13 protein-coding genes are annotated in these 19,026 nt (G+C 65.1%); 10 read left to right on the top strand and 3 right to left on the bottom strand.

Annotated features, from left to right (window positions below; translation table 11 throughout):
- Nucleotide 1 precedes the first annotated feature (1 nt).
- From TVB01_RS01405 to purM, 4 genes are read left to right on the top strand one after another with little or no spacing between them, the layout of a single operon-like run.
- Nucleotides 2-379 (top strand): sterol carrier family protein, encoded by a 378-nt coding sequence (locus TVB01_RS01405; protein WP_422453539.1) that lies wholly within the window; start codon nt 2-4, stop codon nt 377-379.
- Between the two features lie 25 nt (nt 380-404).
- Complete coding sequence (locus TVB01_RS01400) at nt 405-725, top strand: hypothetical protein (protein ID WP_422453537.1); 321 nt, start codon at nt 405-407, stop codon at nt 723-725.
- Between the two features lie 51 nt (nt 726-776).
- A complete protein-coding gene (gene purF / locus TVB01_RS01395; protein ID WP_422453535.1) occupies nt 777-2,330 on the top strand; it encodes an amidophosphoribosyltransferase in 1,554 nt (517 codons plus the stop codon).
- Nucleotides 2,327-3,442 (top strand): phosphoribosylformylglycinamidine cyclo-ligase, encoded by a 1,116-nt coding sequence (gene purM, locus TVB01_RS01390; RefSeq protein WP_422453533.1) that lies wholly within the window; start codon nt 2,327-2,329, stop codon nt 3,440-3,442. The genes purF and purM overlap by 4 nt, the downstream gene beginning before the upstream one ends.
- Before the next feature lie 218 nt (nt 3,443-3,660).
- Here the strand turns inward: purM and TVB01_RS01385 are convergent, their stop codons facing one another.
- On the bottom strand, nt 3,661-3,894 hold the full coding sequence (locus TVB01_RS01385) for a DUF3073 domain-containing protein (protein ID WP_227894051.1): 234 nt from the start codon (nt 3,892-3,894) through the stop codon (nt 3,661-3,663).
- A gap of 888 nt (nt 3,895-4,782) precedes the next feature.
- Here TVB01_RS01385 and TVB01_RS01380 point away from each other — a divergent pair.
- A complete protein-coding gene (locus TVB01_RS01380; protein WP_422453531.1) occupies nt 4,783-6,201 on the top strand; it encodes a septum formation family protein in 1,419 nt (472 codons plus the stop codon).
- A 91-nt stretch (nt 6,202-6,292) separates the two neighbouring features.
- Here the strand turns inward: TVB01_RS01380 and clpB are convergent, their stop codons facing one another.
- Together clpB and TVB01_RS01370 are read right to left on the bottom strand one after the other, a co-directional pair.
- Nucleotides 6,293-8,920, bottom strand: coding sequence for an ATP-dependent chaperone ClpB (gene clpB, locus TVB01_RS01375; RefSeq protein ID WP_422453529.1), 2,628 nt, complete (start codon nt 8,918-8,920; stop codon nt 6,293-6,295).
- Nucleotides 8,921-9,067: 147 nt separating this feature from the next.
- Nucleotides 9,068-9,670 (bottom strand): SRPBCC domain-containing protein, encoded by a 603-nt coding sequence (locus tag TVB01_RS01370; protein ID WP_422453527.1) that lies wholly within the window; start codon nt 9,668-9,670, stop codon nt 9,068-9,070.
- Between the two features lie 314 nt (nt 9,671-9,984).
- Between TVB01_RS01370 and betT the strand changes: the two genes are divergently transcribed.
- The 5 genes from betT to TVB01_RS01345 all read left to right on the top strand — a co-directional run bounded on the left by betT (nt 9,985) and on the right by TVB01_RS01345 (nt 19,025).
- Nucleotides 9,985-12,096 carry a choline BCCT transporter BetT gene (gene betT / locus TVB01_RS01365; protein WP_422453525.1) on the top strand — a complete coding sequence of 704 codons (2,112 nt, stop codon included), beginning with the start codon at nt 9,985-9,987 and terminating at the stop codon, nt 12,094-12,096.
- Nucleotides 12,093-13,583: an aldehyde dehydrogenase family protein gene (locus tag TVB01_RS01360; protein ID WP_422453523.1), complete on the top strand. Its 1,491-nt coding sequence runs from the start codon at nt 12,093-12,095 to the stop codon at nt 13,581-13,583. Before betT ends, TVB01_RS01360 begins: the two co-directional genes overlap by 4 nt.
- 4 nt (nt 13,584-13,587) lie before the next feature.
- Entirely contained in the window at nt 13,588-15,195 is a 1,608-nt protein-coding gene (locus tag TVB01_RS01355) for a GMC family oxidoreductase (RefSeq protein WP_422453521.1), read from the top strand.
- An 85-nt stretch (nt 15,196-15,280) separates the two neighbouring features.
- Nucleotides 15,281-17,215, top strand: coding sequence for a penicillin-binding transpeptidase domain-containing protein (locus tag TVB01_RS01350; protein ID WP_422453519.1), 1,935 nt, complete (start codon nt 15,281-15,283; stop codon nt 17,213-17,215).
- Between the two features lie 109 nt (nt 17,216-17,324).
- Entirely contained in the window at nt 17,325-19,025 is a 1,701-nt protein-coding gene (locus TVB01_RS01345) for a hypothetical protein (RefSeq protein WP_422453517.1), read from the top strand.
- Nucleotide 19,026: the final 1 nt, after the last annotated feature.

Genomic DNA, 19,026 nt, shown 5'->3' with positions numbered 1-19,026 from the left:
CATGGCACGGCGCAGGATTTCAGCGGCAGACGGCGGCGCTGCCCTTGCCGCTGCCGCGGCAGGCGCGGCGGACCGCCAGACGACGGCGGCTGCCGTACGGTATGCCCTCGAGGAACTGGCCGAACGGGTACCGGGGAACAGCGTAGAGGTACGGGTACCCCCGTTCGGCGTGACCCAGTGCATTCCGGGCCCGCGGCATACCCGCGGAACCCCGCCCAACGTGGTGGAAACCGATGCCGCCACGTGGCTGGCGCTCGTGACGGGCACGCTTTCCTGGGCGGACGCCGTCGCCGCGGGAAAAGTCTCAGCCTCCGGCCTGCGGGCAGACCTTGCAGACTGCCTCCCGCTGTTTCCGGGGATTCCCGGAGGGAACTCCTAGCCTCTACTGCCGGTAGAATTCCCGTATGACTTCCGAGCAGCACAGCCCCGAGCGGCGCGAGATCACCATCCGGCGCGCTCCCCGTTTTGTCCCCTTCATTGCCTTGGGCGCGGTGGTGGCGTTCGTGGTTGCCCTGGTCATGGCGTACACCGGCCCGGAGAACCCGCAGTACACACGTGAAGCCGTCCTGGGTTTCTTCACCGTGATGCTGGCACTTCCCGGCGTCGCCCTGGGCTGCGTTGCCGCCCTCATCCTGGACCGCATCAGCGTGCGGCGTTCCAAGCGTGCCGTCGTTGAAGCCGCCGACGACGAACCCGGCAGCACAGGGCCGTCACCACTGGCGTAACGCACCGCCGCGGAGGGAGATGCAGACCGCGATCGTGAGAGAATGGGTCCCATGGCACGCGGTGACGGAAAGCTTTCCCACGATCTCATGCCCGGCGAGAAAGGACCGCAGGATGCCTGCGGGGTTTTCGGCGTCTGGGCCCCCGGCGAAGAGGTAGCGAAGCTTACCTATTACGGGTTGTACGCCCTGCAGCACCGCGGGCAGGAGTCTGCCGGCATCGCCACGAGCGACGGCAGCCGGATCAGCGTCTACAAGGACATGGGACTGGTTTCCCAGGTCTTTGACGAGACCACGCTGAACACCCTGCTGGGACACATCGCCATCGGCCACTGCCGCTACTCCACCACGGGCGCTTCCCACTGGGCGAACGCACAGCCCACCCTGGGTGCCACCGCAGCCGGCACCGTGGCACTGGCCCACAACGGCAACCTGACCAACTCCGCAGAGCTGTACGAGATGATCCTCGAGCGCCAGGGACGTCCCCGCTCCGGCGAAATTGCCCAGGGCAACACCTCGGATACCGCGCTGGTCACCGCACTGCTGAACGGCACGGATGGCCGCAGCCTCGAAGAAACTGCACTGGAGCTGCTGCCTATGCTGCGCGGTGCCTTCTCCTTCGTGTTCATGGACGAAGGCACCTTGTACGCCGCCCGCGATACGTACGGAGTCCGGCCCCTGGTCCTCGGCCGGCTGAACCGCGGCTGGGTTGTGGCGTCCGAAGGTTCCGCACTGGCCACAGTCGGCGCCAGCTTCATTCGCGAGATCAAACCCGGCGAGTTCATTGCCATCGATGAGAACGGCATCCGTTCCCAGATGTTCGGAGAGCCGACCCCGGCGGGCTGCGTCTTCGAATACGTCTACCTTGCCCGTCCGGACGCTTCCATCAACGGACGCTCGGTCTATGAATCCCGGGTCGAGATGGGCCGCCAGCTGGCCCGTGAAAACTCGGTCGAAGCAGACATCGTCATTCCCGTTCCGGAATCCGGGACCCCGGCTGCCGTTGGCTATGCCGAGCAGTCCGGCATTCCCTTTGCCCACGGCTTCGTCAAGAACTCCTACGTGGGACGCACCTTCATCCAGCCGAGCCAGACGCTGCGCCAGCTCGGCATCAAGCTGAAGCTGAACGCCCTGGAATCCGTGATCCGCGGCAAGCGCGTGGTCGTCGTCGACGATTCGATTGTGCGCGGCAACACCCAGCGCGCGATCGTGCGGATGCTGCGGGAAGTCGGCGCCAAGGAAGTCCACGTCAAGATTTCCTCCCCTCCGGTCCAGTGGCCCTGCTTCTACGGCATTGACTTTGCCTCGCGCGCCGAACTGATTGCCAACGGCGCCAAGGTCGACGAGATCTGCACCTCCATCGGTGCTGATTCGCTCGCGTACATCTCCGAGGACGGCATGATTGGCGCCACTCAGCAGCCCCGCGAAAAACTCTGCACCGCCTGCTTCACCGGCGTCTACCCGATTGAGCTGCCCTCCGCTGACCGGCTGGGCAAGAACCTGCTGGAGCCTCCCTCGGATGCGGACGGCTCCAACGGCTGCGATCCGGGCCCGGACAGTGAATTTGAGACCCTCCTGACCCCCACAGACAAGAAAGAATCAGTATGAGCGCGAGCGAAAACTCCATCACCTACGCCTCCGCAGGTGTGGACGTCGAAGCCGGTGACAAGGCCGTCGAACTGATGAAGGCGGCCGTGAAGGCCACCCACAATGATTCGGTTCTTGGCGGAGTGGGCGGATTCGCCGGTCTGTATGACGTTTCCCGGCTCCTCACCTACAAGAAGCCGCTGCTCGCCACCTCCACCGACGGCGTCGGCACCAAGGTCGCCATCGCCCAGGCCCTGGATATCCATCACACCATCGGCTTCGACCTGGTCGGCATGGTGGTCGACGACATCGTAGTCGTGGGCGCCGAGCCGCTGTTCATGACCGATTACATTGCCTGCGGCAAAGTGGTCCCGGAGCGCATCGCCGACATCGTCCGGGGCATTGCCGCAGCGTGCGAAGTTGCCGGCACCGCACTGGTGGGCGGCGAAACGGCGGAACACCCGGGCCTGCTGGGCGTCGATGAGTACGACGTCGCCGGCGCCGCCACCGGCGTCGTTGAAGCTGCCGACCTGCTGGGCCCCGAACGCGTTCGCAGCGGCGACGTGGTCATTGGGATGGCGTCCTCCGGCATCCATTCCAACGGCTACTCCCTGGTGCGCCGCGTCATCAACCATGCCGGCTGGCAGCTCGAACGCCAGGTCCCTGAACTGGGACGCACCCTCGGCGAGGAACTGCTGGAACCTACCCGCGTCTACGCGGCGGACTGCCTGGATCTGGCCCGCTACGCGCCTGCCGGCGTGCACGGCTTCAGCCACGTGACGGGTGGCGGTCTGGCCGCAAACCTGGCACGCGTGCTTCCGAAGGGCCTCGAAGCCACCGTGGACCGCTCCACCTGGGAACTTCCGCCGGTCTTCAAGCTGGTGAGCGGACTGGGCAACGTGCCGCTGCCGGACCTGGAGCGCACCCTGAACCTCGGCGTCGGCATGGTGGCCATTGTGGACGCTGCCGGTGCCGACGCTGCGCTGGCGCGGCTGGCTGAGCGCGGCGTTCCTGCGTGGACGATGGGAACCGTGGGCGAGGCCGGAGAGCCCGAGTCCGGCAACCCGGACTACGTCCAGGGCGCCAAGGGTGTCGACGGCGGCGCCGTGCGTCTGGTGGGCAGCTACGCCTAAGCCCTCAGAGGGCTTCCACTCCCCTACCTTCATCGAGATGACAGAAACTGCCCGTATCAGCTCTGATACGGGCAGTTTCTGTCATCTCGCGGGAACGCACGGCGAAGCTGGTCGCTTGCGCGGAATTTTCGCCCTTAACGCCCTTCAGCGGATCCACCGTTTGGTGATCCGCTGAAGGAAAGCAATTGGGCTTGTCAAGAACGAGTGGTTCGCTGCACCTAGCCGATGCGGCGGGAGCCCTCGTCGTCGTCTTCCTCGCCAAATTGATCTGCGTACTTATCCTCGTACGCCGAGTAATCCGGCTCTGCCGGCTCCTCGGGATATCGACTCGATGGACGACTCGTTGGCCCCGACAGCTCTCGCTGCAGGGCAGAGTAATCCGTGGCAGGAGTGAAGTACTTCATCTCGCGTGCCTGCTTGGTTGCTTTTGCCTTTTGACGGCCGCGCCCCATGGCGTGACCCCCTTTTTGCGTCGATCCGGAGGTGGTCGCTCGGGCAGGAGAGCGAGGCCCCGGAATATTCGGTCAATTTGTCGTAACTACAGGTTACATGTTTTCCCGCTGCTGCGTGCCCCGGAGGAGCCGCAGACACATTCAACTTCCAAGTTTAGTCCGACCATCGCTTCGGCGTGTACTGCGCTGCCACCTGCAAATTCGCTAAAGTCAGGGAGGAGATGACGTTGCGGGACCACGGAGCGGCCATAACAGGGAGGGCACACGTTCACCATGAGCGATCAGAAGAGGACGCCAAGGCCGGGCCCGGCCCTGCCTGGAAAGTCCCCGCGGCCATCGCCGAACAGCAGCGCCGCCCCCAAAGGTTCTGGCGCCAAGCCCCCTGCCGCAAAGGCAGCACCGTCCATCCGGAGCAATCCCGCGACAAGGAGCATTCCAGTTATCAAGCCGCAGCAGCCGGCCGCCAACGGGCGTCCCGCACAGAACGACTCCGCCGCTTCAGGCACCGCGGGTACCCCCGGGACACCTGCAAAAACCGGGAAGACCGGAAAACCCGGGAAACCAGGAAAGACAGGCAGGCGGATCCCCGGCTCCAAGCGGCCGGCATCGCCCAAGGGGGCGGTAGCGAAGGGACTGCTCGGTTCAAAGGGAGGACCCAAGCGGCCCCTGCGGACGGGGCCCGGAGCCAAGGAAGCCTCGGGGCCGACGGATGAGCCAACCCAGCCAGGGAACACTCCGGCATCCACCGATGCCGGAACAGGCGGCGCTGCAGCCGAGGCAGAAGCCGGTACCGGTCCGGCGCAGGCTCTTCCGGACCTCGTTTCCCACACGGAGGCCCCTGCGTGGCTGTCTTCGAACGGGTCCCGCGACGACGAGTTGTGGACGGGTATGTTCGAGGCGCAGGTTCAGGACGCAGCGCCGGTTGAGCCGGAGATCGTTCCCGCCGACGAAGTGCAGCTCAGCGAACCGTCCCTCGAAACGCCTTCCATCAGCTCAGAGGCCGCAGAGGCCGCGTCCCTCCCCGAAACCGCCGCCGAGGTCCGTGCCGTGACCGAGGAAGCGATCGAGGCCGGCAAGCAGGCCGGCATCTCGGAGGCACCGCCGGAGGGGACCGAGATCGCCGTTGACGCCGGCGAAGGAATCACCGAGCTGGAAACCCCCGCTGAACCGCCGGCGGAAAACGACGACGACGAGCCCGTGGACGGAGACCCGGCAGACGGGGCTCCCGGATCCACGGCAGACGACGCCGAGGCCGACGTCGCCGCGAATGAGACAGCAGCCGGGGACGAAACAGAAGCCGCGGATGAAACAGAAGCCTCCAAAGCTGAAACTGCTGAGACGGAAGAAGCTGATGCGGACTCCGACGCATCAGAAGCTACTCAGGCCCCTGAAGACGAGGGGACTGAAGCAGAAGAACCCGATGTTGCCGATGCCGATAAAGCTGACGCGGAGACCGAAGCAGCCGGCACCGCCGCGGATGAGGCGGGCGGAGACGGGACGGGGAAAGGCGAACCCGTCGATGAAACTCCCGGCAAGGACTCCGATACGGCAAAAGCGCCCACGACAGCCGGGGCCCCCAAGACAGGCGGAAGCAAGGAATCGAAGCCGGCACCGGTTATCGCTGCTGCCACCGTTGCCGCCGGGGGATCCGATGTATCCGCCCCGGTCACCGATTCGTTCGCCTCACTGTCCCTGACGAAGAAGGTGCCGGCCGAGGACCCTGCGGATACGGGTATCACCCACGTCGTCACCCCGTCTGGCTCCAGCGCGGTACCCGGCGACTCGCGCCGGGCCCGCCGGACGCGCGAAGCCGAAGAGGCAGCGGCCAAGAACTCCGGAGCCAGCAAAACGACCCGGATGCTGGTGCTGATCGGATCCATCCTGATCGTGGTCCTGCTGGGCATCTGGCTGGCAACCATCGTTGCGGACGGCAACCGGGAAGCAGGAGTCCTGCAGGATTCGGTCAAGCCGGTGGATCTGGAGGCAGGTGCCTGCCTCCAGGACTTCCAAAGTGTGAACGCCGAAGTCACGGTGGTTACGTGCGACACTCCCCATAATGCGCAGCTGGTGGCCAGCCAGACCTACCCGGACTCGGACACTTTCCCCGGCACTGACGCACTGGCAGCAAAAGCGGAGGAAGTGTGTTCTTCCGTGATCTACACCGATGCCGCGTCCAAGTACACGGATCTGGAGCTTAACCGGGCCGTACCCACCCAGGGCTCCTGGGACTCCGGGGACCGCCGGGTGGACTGCTTCGTCGTCGCGCCGGGCGAGGAGCTGACGGAGTCGCTGATAGTCCAGCCGTAGCCGGGCTCGGCGGAGGACGCCCGGAACACACCAAAGGAGGGCCGTCTGTCGGACGGCCCTCCTTTGGTGCATTGATGCGGATGTGCCTTGGCTACGCCACGGGAGCCGCGGCTTCGACACTGAGTCCCTGGCTCGCGAACTCTTCCTCGCCGAGCCCCTCGGGGCGATCCACCAGGACGGTGTCTCCATCCGAGATGCGGCCTGCGAGGATGCCCTTGGCGAGCTTGTCCCCGATCTCGCGCTGGACCAGGCGGCGCAGCGGGCGGGCACCGTAGGCCGGATCGTAGCCGGTCAGCGCCAGCCATTCGCGGGCGGCGTCCGTGACGTCCAGGGTCAGGCGGCGGTCCCGCAGCCTGGTTGCGAGGGTACGCACCTGGATGTCCACAATCTTGGACAGTTCATCAAGGGTCAACGGGTCGAAGAGGATGACGTCGTCCAGACGGTTCAGGAACTCCGGCTTGAAGTTGGCGTTGACCATGGACATGACCGATTCACGCTTCTGCTCCTCGTTCAGCCCCGGATCCACCAGGAACTGCGAGCCGAGGTTGGAGGTCAGGATCAGGATGACGTTCCGGAAGTCCACGGTCCTGCCCTGCCCGTCCGTCAGCCGGCCGTCGTCGAGCACCTGCAGCAGGATGTCAAAGACATCCGGGTGTGCCTTCTCCACCTCATCGAGCAGGATCACCGAGTAGGGACGCCGCCGCACGGCTTCAGTGAGCTGCCCGCCTTCTTCATAGCCGACGTACCCGGGAGGGGCTCCGACCAGGCGCGAGACCGTGTGCTTCTCGGCGTATTCGCTCATATCCATGCGGACCATCGCACGTTCGTCGTCGAAAATGAACTCAGCCAGCGCCTTGGCCAGCTCTGTCTTGCCGACGCCGGTCGGGCCCAGGAAGAGGAAAGATCCGGTGGGACGGTCGGGGTCACTGACACCGGCGCGAGAACGGCGGACAGCATCAGCCACCGCTGAGACCGCACGGCTCTGGCCGATCAGACGGGACCCAATCACGGACTCCATGTCCAACAGCTTCTGCGACTCTCCCTGCAGCATGCGTCCGGCCGGGATTCCTGTCCACGCCGAGACAACTTCAGCAATGTCGTCGGCGGTGACTTCTTCGGAAACCATCAATTCCCGGGCACCCTCGCCAAACTGGTCCTCCTCGGCTGCCTGAGCCGCGTCGAGTTCCTTCTGCATGGCCGGGATCTCGCCGTAGAGAATCCTCGACGCCTCGGTGAGGTCACCGTCGCGCTGGGCCTTCTCGGCCAGCGAGCGCAGTTCGTCAATCCGGGCCTTGATGTCGCCCACACGGTTCAGTCCGGCCTTTTCGGCTTCCCAGCGTGCATTGAGTGCCGCCAGCTGCTCCTTCTTGTTCGCCATGTCCTCGCGGAGCACTTCGAGCCGTTCGAGCGACGCCTCGTCCGTTTCTCCGGAGATGGCGAGCTCCTCCATCGTGAGCCGGTCGACGGCGCGGCGCAGCTCGTCGATTTCCTCCGGGGCGGAGTCGATCTCCATGCGCAGCCGGGATGCGGCCTCGTCGACGAGGTCAATGGCCTTGTCGGGAAGCTGCCGGCCGGTGATGTACCGGTTGGAAAGGGTCGCAGCGGCAACCAGGGCGGAATCAGCAATGGCAACCTTATGGTGCGCCTCGTAGCGCTCCTTGAGGCCGCGCAGGATGCCGATGGTGTCCGGAACACTGGGTTCACCCACAAAGACCTGCTGGAACCGGCGTTCGAGCGCCGCATCCTTCTCGATGTTTTCCCGGTACTCGTTGAGGGTGGTGGCGCCGATGAGCCGCAGCTCCCCGCGCGCCAGCATGGGTTTGAGCATATTGCCCGCGTCCATCGACCCCTCGGCGGCGCCCGCGCCAACCACCGTGTGCAGCTCGTCGATGAACGTGACCACCTGCCCCTCGGAGTTGGCAATCTCCTCGAGGACGGCTTTGAAGCGTTCTTCGAACTCGCCGCGGTACTTGGCACCGGCCACCATGGACCCCAGGTCCAGGGACAGCAGCGTCTTGCCGCTGAGGCTTTCCGGGACGTCACCGGCAACAATGCGCTGGGCGAGGCCTTCAACGACGGCAGTCTTGCCCACGCCGGGTTCGCCGATGAGGACCGGGTTGTTCTTGGTGCGCCTGCTCAGCACCTGGATCACCCGCCGGATTTCGGAATCGCGTCCGATGACGGGGTCCAGTTTCCCGGACCTGGCCAAAGCCGTGAGGTCGGTACTGTACTTCTCAAGCGCCTGGAGGGTGTTCTCCGGATCAGCGGTTGTCACTTTTCGGTCTCCTCGCACAGATGGAAGGGCGCTGACGAGCGCGTCATGGCCTGCGTTGTTGTCCCGCAGGGCTTTGCCTGCAGGGCCGTTGTCCACGGCCAGGGCCAGCAGGAGGTGTTCCGTGGAAACGTAGGCGTCGCCCAGCTGGGAGGCTTCCTGCTGGGCGGTGTTGATGGCCTGCAGCAGGGGACGCGAGAACTGCGGCTGCTGGACGGAGGATCCGGAACTCGACGGCAGTTCGTGGATGGCGTTGCTGGCCGCCACGCTGACCGCATCAGGGTTTGCGCCGGCTGCCTTGAGCAGGGCCACTGCCACGCCCTGGCGCTGGTCCATCAGGGCTTTCAACAAATGAGCGGGCTCAATTTGCGGATTACCGGCAGTAGTGGCATTCATGGCCGCGGCCTGAAGTGCCTCCTGGCTCTTGTTCGTGAACTTGGTATCCACGGCGGGCTCCTTCTCGGATTTGGAGAAAAACCATGCGAGCTCCCGGCGGAGTACGTTTTATCCGCTGAACTCAACTAACTTGAGTCTATTACACTCAACTTTGAAAGTAAAGTTATCCACAGCCAAGAACCGCTCTCTGACGTGGGATTATTCAGGACCCGGGAGGGGCGCATGCTCGCGCTCGAACTGTTCCCACACCCGCTCCCATTCAGCATTACGGGCTTCGAAAAGTTCCCGCTCCGCTCCTTCAAGCGAACGCCAGTCGGACACCCATCGATGCAGCTCGCGGCCTTCCAGATTGGCTGCCAGGTTGTCGACGAAGAACTCCCAGCCTGCGCCGGCCGCCCATTCAGTGCTCTCCGGGTCAATCAGCGAGAAGCGTTTGCGCACCGAGGCATAACGAAGTTCCAGCCGCGTCGATCCATCTTCATCGGAGAGGTGAACCTCAAGCTCTCCGGCCTTCCCGTGCGACGGTATCCAGGACACCGTCAGCAGCCGCGGCGGATCGCACCGGAGAATGATACCCGAAGCGATCCCGGGAACTTCAAACTCTCCGCCGCGCCGGAAGTCTCCCTGCGGCTCTTCAAAATACTCGCCGAGCCGGGCAGGGTCGGAAACAGCGCTCCAAACCTCGCCGATGGGCTGCGGAAGGCTCCGTCCAATCACCACCATCTGCGCGTGGCCCGCCGCGATCTGGCGTAGACCAAAAGTCCGCTCCGTCTCGGAGAGCAACGCTTCCAATTCGGACATTTACCCGCTCCTTCAGCTTGCCGTCGTTGGCAGTTCCACAGGCGGCGTCCGGATCGGTTCAGCGGTCCGGCCGGGCACCTCCGGAACCGGTGCGTGTGAGGCACGGCACAGCCCCACTCCCTTTGCAGGTTAGCAAACAACGGCGTACTGGCACAGGGCTGGACAGCAGGATTGGTGCGATCCGCGCAGTGCCACCCGAGGCAGGAAATTGTGACCCAGATCCCATAAATCCACGTCCCACAAGGGCCTTTGCTAGCCTGAACAGTGGGCTAAGGGGCCTTACTTTATTCGCGCGCTGCCTGGTGAAGGACACGATGACCAAGATTCCGGAAACTGAACTGCCGACCGTCGAGCCGGCTAAAACCAGGATGAACAAGACGGTTTTCATCGGTTCCGCCGTCGGCATCACCGCGATCGCGCTATGGGCCATGATCTCCGCCGAATCCGCGGAAACGGTCATTGGGGCAATGGTGGGCTGGGTGTCCACCAACATGGGCTGGTACTACTTCCTGGTAGTTACCCTGGTGGTCATCTTTGTCCTCGTGATAGCCCTTTCGGGCGTCGGCAAGACCAAACTGGGACCTGACCATTCAAAACCGCAGTTCGGCTTGTTCACCTGGGGTGCAATGCTGTTCGCGGCCGGCATCGGCATCGACCTCATGTTCTTCTCCGTATCTGAGCCGGTGACCCAGTACCTGGCCCCGCCGGTGGGCGACGGCTCCACCGCTGAAGCCGCCCGCCAAGCCCTCGTCTGGACGCTTTTCCACTACGGAATCACCGGTTGGGCGCTCTACGCGCTGATGGGCCTGGCCCTGGGCTACTTCGCCTACCGACACAACCTGCCCCTGAGCATCCGCTCGGCGCTGTATCCGATCTTCGGCAAGAAAATCGACGGCCCCCTGGGCCACGGCGTGGACATCGCGGCACTGCTGGGCACGATCTTCGGCATCGCCACCTCACTGGGCATCGGCGTCGTCCAGCTGAACTACGGACTGAACTTCATGTTCGGCGTGCCGGAGAACGTCAGCATCCAGATCGCGCTGATCGCGCTGTCCGTCGTCATGGCCACCGTCTCGGTGGTTTCCGGGGTGGAGAAGGGCATCCGCAGGCTGTCCGAGCTCAACGTCATCCTGGCCCTGGGACTGATGCTGTTCATCCTGGTTGCCGGGAAGACCGGTTTCCTGTTCGACGGAATCGTGCAGAACATCGGTGACGTGCTGAGCCGGTTCCCGTCAATGACCCTGGACACGATGGCCTATGACCGGCCGGACGACTGGCTGTCCGGCTGGACCCTGTTCTTCTGGGCCTGGTGGATCGCCTGGGCGCCATTCGTCGGCTTGTTCCTGGCCCGCATTTCCCGCGGGCGCACCATCCGCCAGTTCGTGTTGGGCACCATGATCGTGCCCTTCGCCTTCATCCTGCTGTGGATCTCGATCTTCGGCAACAGCGCCCTGGAACTCGTGATGGGCGGCAATGCGGCCTTCGGCGAAGTCGCCATGAACCAGCCGGAAAGAGCCTTCTACGGCCTGCTGGAACAATTCCCGTGGGTCCCGCTGACAGCAGCGATCGCTACCTTCACTGGACTGCTGTTCTACGTCACTTCAGCCGACTCCGGCGCTCTGGTGATGGCGAATTTCACCTCCCACCTGAAGGACGCGGATTCGGATGCCCCGAAGTGGATGCGCGTCTTCTGGGCAGTCATCACGGGCCTGCTGACCCTGGCCATGCTGATGGTGGGCGGTGTGGCCACCCTGCAGAACGCCACGATCATCATGGGCCTTCCGCTGTCCATCCTGCTGCTGTTCATCATGCTGGGCACCTACAAGGCGCTGCGGGTGGAAAACTCACTGGCCGCCAGCTTCCGCGCCTCACTGCCGGGCATGATCGCCGGCCGCGGCGGGGACTCGCGCGGCGGGCGGTCCTGGCGGCAGCGCCTGGCACGGGCCATGACCTACCCCGGCCCGAAGCAGGCCGACCGCTTCGTGGACACGGTGGCTTACCCGGCCCTCTCCGATGTGCACGATGAACTCGTGGCCCAGGGGGCGGAGGTCACGCTTTCCCTCACCGCCTGCGGGTCCCACAACATCCGCTCCGTGGACCTCACCGTCGGGCTCGGTGAGGAACGTCCGTTCAAGTACCAGGTCTACCCGGTCCAGTACGACACGCCCTCCTATGCCCTGCGCAGCGCTTCCAACGACACCAAGTACTACCGCATGGAAGTCTTCTCCCTGGAAGGCAGCCACGGCTACGACGTCATGGGCTACACGAAAGAGCAGCTGATCACTGACGTCCTGGACCATTACGAACAGCACCTGCATTTCCTGCACCTCAACCGTGAGGTGCCCGGCAATACCGCAATCACCGAAGACCCGGTCGTCAAGGACAACTGGGAAGCCGACTTTGTCGGCGAGGAGGAAAAAGCATGAGTAACACTGCAACCCTGTTCATCGACGGCGCCTGGGTTCCGGCGTCCGACGGCGGCACCCGGGACATCCGAAATCCGGCAGACGGCGAGCTGGTCACCACGGTCTCAGAGGCAACCCGTGCCGACACCGAAAAGGCCATCGCCGCTGCCCGCTCCGCCTTTGACCGCGGGGAGTGGGCTGCCGTTCCAGCCCCGGAGCGCGGAGATTTCCTGCTCCGCATCGCCGCCGAGCTGAAAGCCCGCAAGGCCGAGTTTGCCCGCGCGGAGACCCTCGACACCGGCAAACGGCTGGTTGAGAGCGAAATCGACATGGATGACATTGCGGCCTGCTTCACCTACTTCGGCAAGATCGCCGGACAGAATGCCGGCCGGATCGTCGATGCGGGCAATCCCGAGGTAGTTTCCCGGATTGAATACGAGCCCGTGGGCGTCTGCGGGCTCATCGCACCGTGGAATTACCCGCTGCTGCAGGCTGCGTGGAAGATCGCTCCCGCGCTGGCCGCCGGCTGCACCTTTGTGCTGAAGCCGTCCGAGCTGACTCCTTCCACCTCAATCCTCATGATGAAGGTCCTCGAGGACCTGGGCCTGCCCCGGGGAACGGGCAACCTCGTGCTCGGCGCCGGTGCCGTGGCAGGCGCACCGCTGGCCGAATCCCCCCACGTCGACCTGGTGTCCTTCACCGGCGGCGTTGCGACGGGCAAGGTTATCGCAGCTGCCGCCGCCGGCACCGTGAAGAAGGTTGCTCTCGAGCTGGGCGGAAAGAACCCGAACGTCGTGTTTGCCGACGCCGACTTCGACGCAGCCCTGGACAACGCGCTGAACGCCGCGTTTGTGCACTCCGGCCAGGTGTGCTCCGCAGGTGCCCGCCTGATCGTGGAAGAACCGATCGCAGAGCGGTTTGTTGCTGAACTGGTCCGCCGCGCCGAACAGATCCGGATGGGCGGTCCGTTCGATGAAGCCGCCGAGACCGGCCCGCTGATCTCCGCGCAGCACCGGGACAAGGTCACTGCCTATGTGCAGAAGGCCGTCGAGGAAGGAGCCACGGTCCGCTGCGGAGGAACCTGGGGCACCGGCGAACTGGAAAAGGGCTTCTACTACGCCCCCACCGTGCTGGAGAACGTCAAGCGCGGCAGTTCTGCCCTGCTGGATGAAGCATTCGGCCCGGTGGTCACCGTGGAGACGTTCAACGGCGAAGAGGAAGCCGTCACCCTCGCAAACGACACCAGCTACGGGCTGGCCGGAGCGGTCTGGTCGCAGGATGCCGGCAAGAGCCAGCGCGTAGCCCGCCGGATGCGGGCCGGCACAGTCTGGATCAATGATTTCCACCCCTACCTGCCGCAGGCTGAGTGGGGCGGCTTCGGTGCTTCCGGAGTCGGCCGCGAGCTGGGACCAACCGGGCTGGGCGAGTACCAGGAAGCCAAACACATCTACCAGAACATCAATCCCCAGGTGACCGGATGGTTCACCGACCATGGAAAGGTCAGCTAGTCCCGTGACTGATCTGCAGCAGACAGACTTCGACTACATCGTGATCGGCGGAGGCTCCGCCGGAGCAGCCGTCGCCGCTCGGCTGAGCGAGGATCCCGCCGCCCAGGTGGCCCTGGTGGAAGCCGGGCCGGATGACCGCGGAATCCCGGAGATCCTCCAGCTGGACCGGTGGATGGAACTGCTCGAGTCCGGCTATGACTGGGACTACCAGATCGAACCCCAGGAAAACGGCAACTCCTTCATGCGCCAGGCCCGCGCCAAGGTCATGGGCGGCTGCTCCAGCCACAACTCCTGCATCGCTTTCTGGGCTCCGCGCGAGGACATCGACGAATGGGAAACCAGGTTCGGTGCCGAGGGATGGAACTCGGAAATGGCCTTCCGCCTGTTCAAGAAGCTTGAAAGCAATGAGGACGCCGGGCCGGACGCCCCGCACCACGGCTCCGACGGGCCCGTCCACCTGATGAACGTACCTGCCAATGATCCCTGCGGGGTGGCCCTGCTGGACGCCTGTGAGCAGGCCGGCATCCCGCGCGCGAAGTTCAACACCGGAGAAACCGTCATCAACGGTGCGAACTTCTTCCAGATCAACCGCCGTGCCGACGGCACCCGCTCGTCGTCGTCGGTCTCCTACATCCACCCCATCATGGAGCGGGACAACTTCACCCTCCTCACCGGGCTGCGCGCCCGTGAACTGAAGTTCGACGAGAACAACCGCTGCACCGGGGTGGATGTGGTGGACGGACAGTTCGCCCGGACCCACACGCTCACGGCCCGCACCGAGGTGATCCTCTCCGCCGGTGCCATCGATTCACCCAAGCTGCTGATGCTCTCCGGCATCGGCCCGGCCGCACATCTGGCACAGCACGGCATCAACGTCCGCGTTGACTCCCCCGGGGTTGGCGAAAACCTGCAGGACCACCCGGAGGGTGTCATCCAGTGGGAAGCGAAGAAGCCCATGACCGAGACCTCCACCCAGTGGTGGGAAATCGGCATCTTCACGCCTACCGAAGACGGTCTGGACCGTCCTGACCTGATGTTCCACTACGGGTCGGTTCCGTTCGATATGCACACCCTGCGGCACGGCTACCCCACCACCGAGAACGGTTTCTGCCTGACTCCCAACGTCACGCACGCCCGCTCCCGCGGCACCGTGCGGCTGCGCAGCCGGGACTTCCGCGACAAGCCGATGGTGGATCCCCGGTACTTCACCGACCCGCATGACATGCGGGTGATGGTGTACGGCATCAAGAAGGCCAGGGAGATCGTTGCCAGCCCAGCCATGGCCGAATGGGCAGGCCGGGAGCTCTACCCGGGCCCTGAGGTCCAGACCGATGAGGAAATCACCGAGTACATCAGGAAGACCCACAACACGGTCTACCACCCGGCCGGAACGGTACGGATGGGAGCGCACGACGACGCGATGGCGCCTTTGGATCCGCAGCTGCGGGTCAAGGGAGTCACCGGCCTGCGGGTCGCCGATGCGTCCGTGATGCCCGAACTGACCACCGTCAATCCGAACATCACCACCATGATGATCGGCGAACGCTGCGCCGAGCTGGTGCGCGAAGCCCGCACCGGGACGGCAGCTGCCGCTCCGGTAATAACCGCATAGGTTCCACCGGTCCGCGAACCGGGCACGGCCGCTGCCCCGGCCGCGGCCGTGTCCGGTTTTGCTTTTCTCCCGGTAACCTGTCCGGATGGGGAAACACCGTTTGACTGCCGCCGTCCTGACGTTCTCGGTTCTGGGATTCTCGCTCGCAGCGTGCTCCGGAGAGGACCGTCCCGCCCCTGACGACGCAGCCGGAACCCTCGCCGAAGGACTCTCCCGGCTCGATGTCTCCGGGAGCTCCTTCCTGGAGGCCTCCCCCGAGGAAGCGAACACCCAGCTGGCGGAATGGACCGCCGGACTGGCCCCGCTGACGCCCAAGGTTGAAGTCGGTTCGGTGGAAGAGACTGCCGATGACGAAGCCGTGGCCACCCTGAAGTACGTGTGGGACGTGAACGCCGCGGAGACGGACTACAGCTATGACACAACGGTCGCCCTCCAGCGGAACGAGGAGGACGTCTGGCAGGTGAAATTCACGCCCACGGCTGTCCACCCCGAGCTGGCGCCCGGTGACCGCCTGGTGCGCGAAGTGACCCCCGCCCCGCGGGCGGACATCATCGGAGCGGACGGACAGGTCATCGTGACGGAGCGCCCCGTCTGGAGTGTCGGGATCGACAAGACCTGGGTCGGAGCAGAAGAACTCGCAGCCTCGGCCGCCCGCCTCGCGGAATTCCTGGAGCTGGACCCTGCTGCCTACACGGCGCAGGTAGAGGCCGCCGGAGCAGAAGCATTCGTGGAGGCCATCACCCTGCGGCAGGATGCTGTCGCCCCGCCGGAAGAGTTCAAGGCACGGGTCGCAGAGATTCCCGGCGCCGCGGCGATCGCCGGGAGCCTGCCCCTGGCGCCCACCCGCACCTTCGCCCGTGCCCTGCTGGGTTCAGTAGGCCAGGCCACTGCGGAGCTGATTGAGGCTTCCGACGGCGCCCTCAGCGCGGGGGATGTCACCGGACTGTCCGGGCTGCAGCAGCAGCATGACGACCAGCTGCGCGGCACCGACGGCGTAGTCATCCGGACAGTAAATGCCGAAGATGTCCCTTCGGCACCCCTGTTCCAGTCCGAGCAGGCCAGCGGCGAGCCGCTGCAGACAACGCTGGACGTGCGGATGCAGAACCTCGCGGAATCCGTGCTGGAAGACGAGCCCTCGGCCTCTGCCCTGGTGGCCATCCAGCCATCCAGCGGGGACATCCTCGCTGTGGCCAACGGCCCGGGAAGCGAAGGAGTCCAGACCGCACTGCTGGGACAGTATGCGCCCGGTTCCACGTTCAAGATGGCGACATCGCTGGCCATGCTCCGCTCCGGCTCAGCCCCCGAGACCGCAGTCTCCTGCCCGGAGGAACTGAACGTGGACGGGCGGCTGTTCAACAACGCGAGCACCTATCCCGCCCAGTACCTTGGAGAGATTCCGCTGCGCCAGGCCTTCGCCCAGTCCTGCAACACAGCCTTCATCAACGCCCGCGGAACGGTAGCCCAGCCGGACCTCGCCTCCGCTGCCCAGTCACTGGGACTTGGAGCGGCCGCCTCGATCGGCACGCCGGCCTACTTTGGTTCCGTCCCCGAAGCGGCTGACGGCACCCTCCACGCGGCATCCATGATTGGGCAGGGTGAGGTACTGGTCAGTCCGCTGGCCCTGGCGATTGCCGGAGCGTCGGTTGCCAAGGGGGAACGTGTTTCTCCTGCCCTGGTCCAGCCCGCAGATGAGGCTTCTCAGCCCTCCGCCCCTGCGTCCGGTTCAGCCGCCCCGGAAACCGCTCCCCTGACCGCTGCGGAAGCAGAGACGCTCCGCTCCCTGATGCGCTCGGTGGTGACGGACGGCGGAGTGCAGCTGCTCCAAAGCGTTCCGGGAGAACCCGTCCTGGCGAAAACCGGCACCGCCGAGTTTGGCAGCGCCACCCCGCCGCGTACCCACGCCTGGGTTGTGGCGATTCAGGGGGACCTCGCCGTCGCACTGTTCATTGAAGAGGGCGAACTCGGTTCCACCTCCGGCGGACCGGTGATGAAGGCGTTCCTGGACGGACTGGCCGGCTAAGCGCCGCGGTTCCCGGGCCTCTTCCCGCGCGGCAACGATTCCGGTCTCCGACGGGCCAATTCGCACCCCCTCTGTCCAGATTCGGTCCGGCCGCGGATAGCCTTTGCGGATGGGGAAACACCGCCTGCTTGCTTCATTGTTGTCCGTTTCGGTACTCGGCTGCTCCCTTGCAGCGTGCGCCTCCACCGAACGCCCCGCGCCCGAGGACACCGCCGGCATGCTTGCTGACGGCCTGTCCCGCCTGGATGTCTCGGGTGGTCTGTTCGCCAGTTCCACCGTGGACGCCGTCAACGGCATGCTGGCGCATCTGGTCGGGGGCATGGCTCCGCTTAAACCGACCGTCACGGTTGCAGGCGTCGAGGAGATCTCCGGCAACGAAGCAGAAGCCACCCTGGACTGGGTCTGGGACGTCAACGCGTCCGATACCGACTACACCTACTCCACCAATGTCACCCTTCAGCTTGGTGCGCAGAACAAGTGGGAAACCCGCTTCCGTTCCACCACCGTCCACGCGGACCTGAAGCCCGGCGAACGGCTGGTCCGGCAGACAACGACCGCTCCGCGTGCAGACATCCTCGGGGCACGTAATGCGGTGCTGGTGCGCGATACACCTGTCTGGCATGTCGGCATCGATAAAGCCGTCCTGACAGAACGGGAATACGCGACCTGGGCAGACTATCTTGCCCGTTACCTGGAGCTGGACCCCGGTGCCTACTCGGCCAAGGTCCTGGCTGCGGGACCGCGGGACTTCGTGGAGGCCAACACGCTGCGCAAGGACCGTGTTGCAGCCTCCTTCGAAGCGGACATTGCCACCATTCCAGGTGCTGCCACCCATTCAGGACGCCAGTCCCTGGCCTCCTATCCGTCCTTTGCCCAACCGCTGCTCGGCGCCGTCGGCACCGCTCCGGAGGAGCTGATCGCGGCAACCAACGGAGAACTCGCTCCGGGCGACGAGGCCGGACTCAGCGGCCTGCAACTAGAGTACGATGCCCAGCTGCGCGGAGCCGCCGCCGTAACGGTAAGGATCGCCAACGCCGAACAGGACCTCTCGAAACCCCTCTTCGAATTGCCTGCTGAACCCGGGGAGCCGCTGCAGACAACTCTGGATCCCGGTCTTCAGTCACTGGCGGAATCCGCGCTTGCCAACGAATCCTCGGCGGCTGCCCTGGTTGCCGTGCGGCCCTCCACCGGCGGCATCCTTGCAGCTGCCAACGGGCCCGGGAGCAAAGGCGCGCAGACCGCGCTCCTTGGCGAATATCCTCCGGGTTCCATGTTCGAGCTCGTCACAGGCCTGGCCGAGCAGCGTGGCGGCGAGGATTCGCCCGACAGCGTGGCCGACGCCGCGCGTGCCCTCGGAATTGGAACCGAATGGCGGCTGGGAACGGCGGCAGCAGCCGGATCCGTACCGGAGGCAGGTGCCCAGGCCGAACAGGCTGCCGTCCTGGCCGGGCAGGGCGACGTGCGGCTCTCACCGCTGGCCGTCGCCGTCGCAGGCGCCTCAATGGCACGGGGAGAACGCGTCGCACCCCTGCTGATCACTCCCGGCACTGAACCCGCGGAGAGTCCAGACACTGATTCTGTTACTTCCGGCGAAGCTGCGAAGCTCCGCCGCGCACTCCTGTCGCCCGGAGGCGGCGCCCAGATGATGGCAGGGACATCCGGTTCGGAGTCCGGGAAAGGTACGCATTCCTGGGCCCTCGCGGTGGACGACGACCTCGCCGTCGCAGTGTTTATCGACAACGGCGGAGCGGACCCGGACTCGGCAGCCGCCCTCCTGCTTGAGATCTTCCTTGCCGCGGTGGCCGGCTAGG

The sequence above is a fragment of the Arthrobacter sp. 7Tela_A1 genome (genome assembly GCF_049311065.1).
Classification (GTDB): Bacteria; Actinomycetota; Actinomycetes; order Actinomycetales; family Micrococcaceae; genus Arthrobacter_B.
Note: the sequence above shows the minus strand (reverse complement) of the source record. Positions and strands in the feature narration are given on the sequence as shown.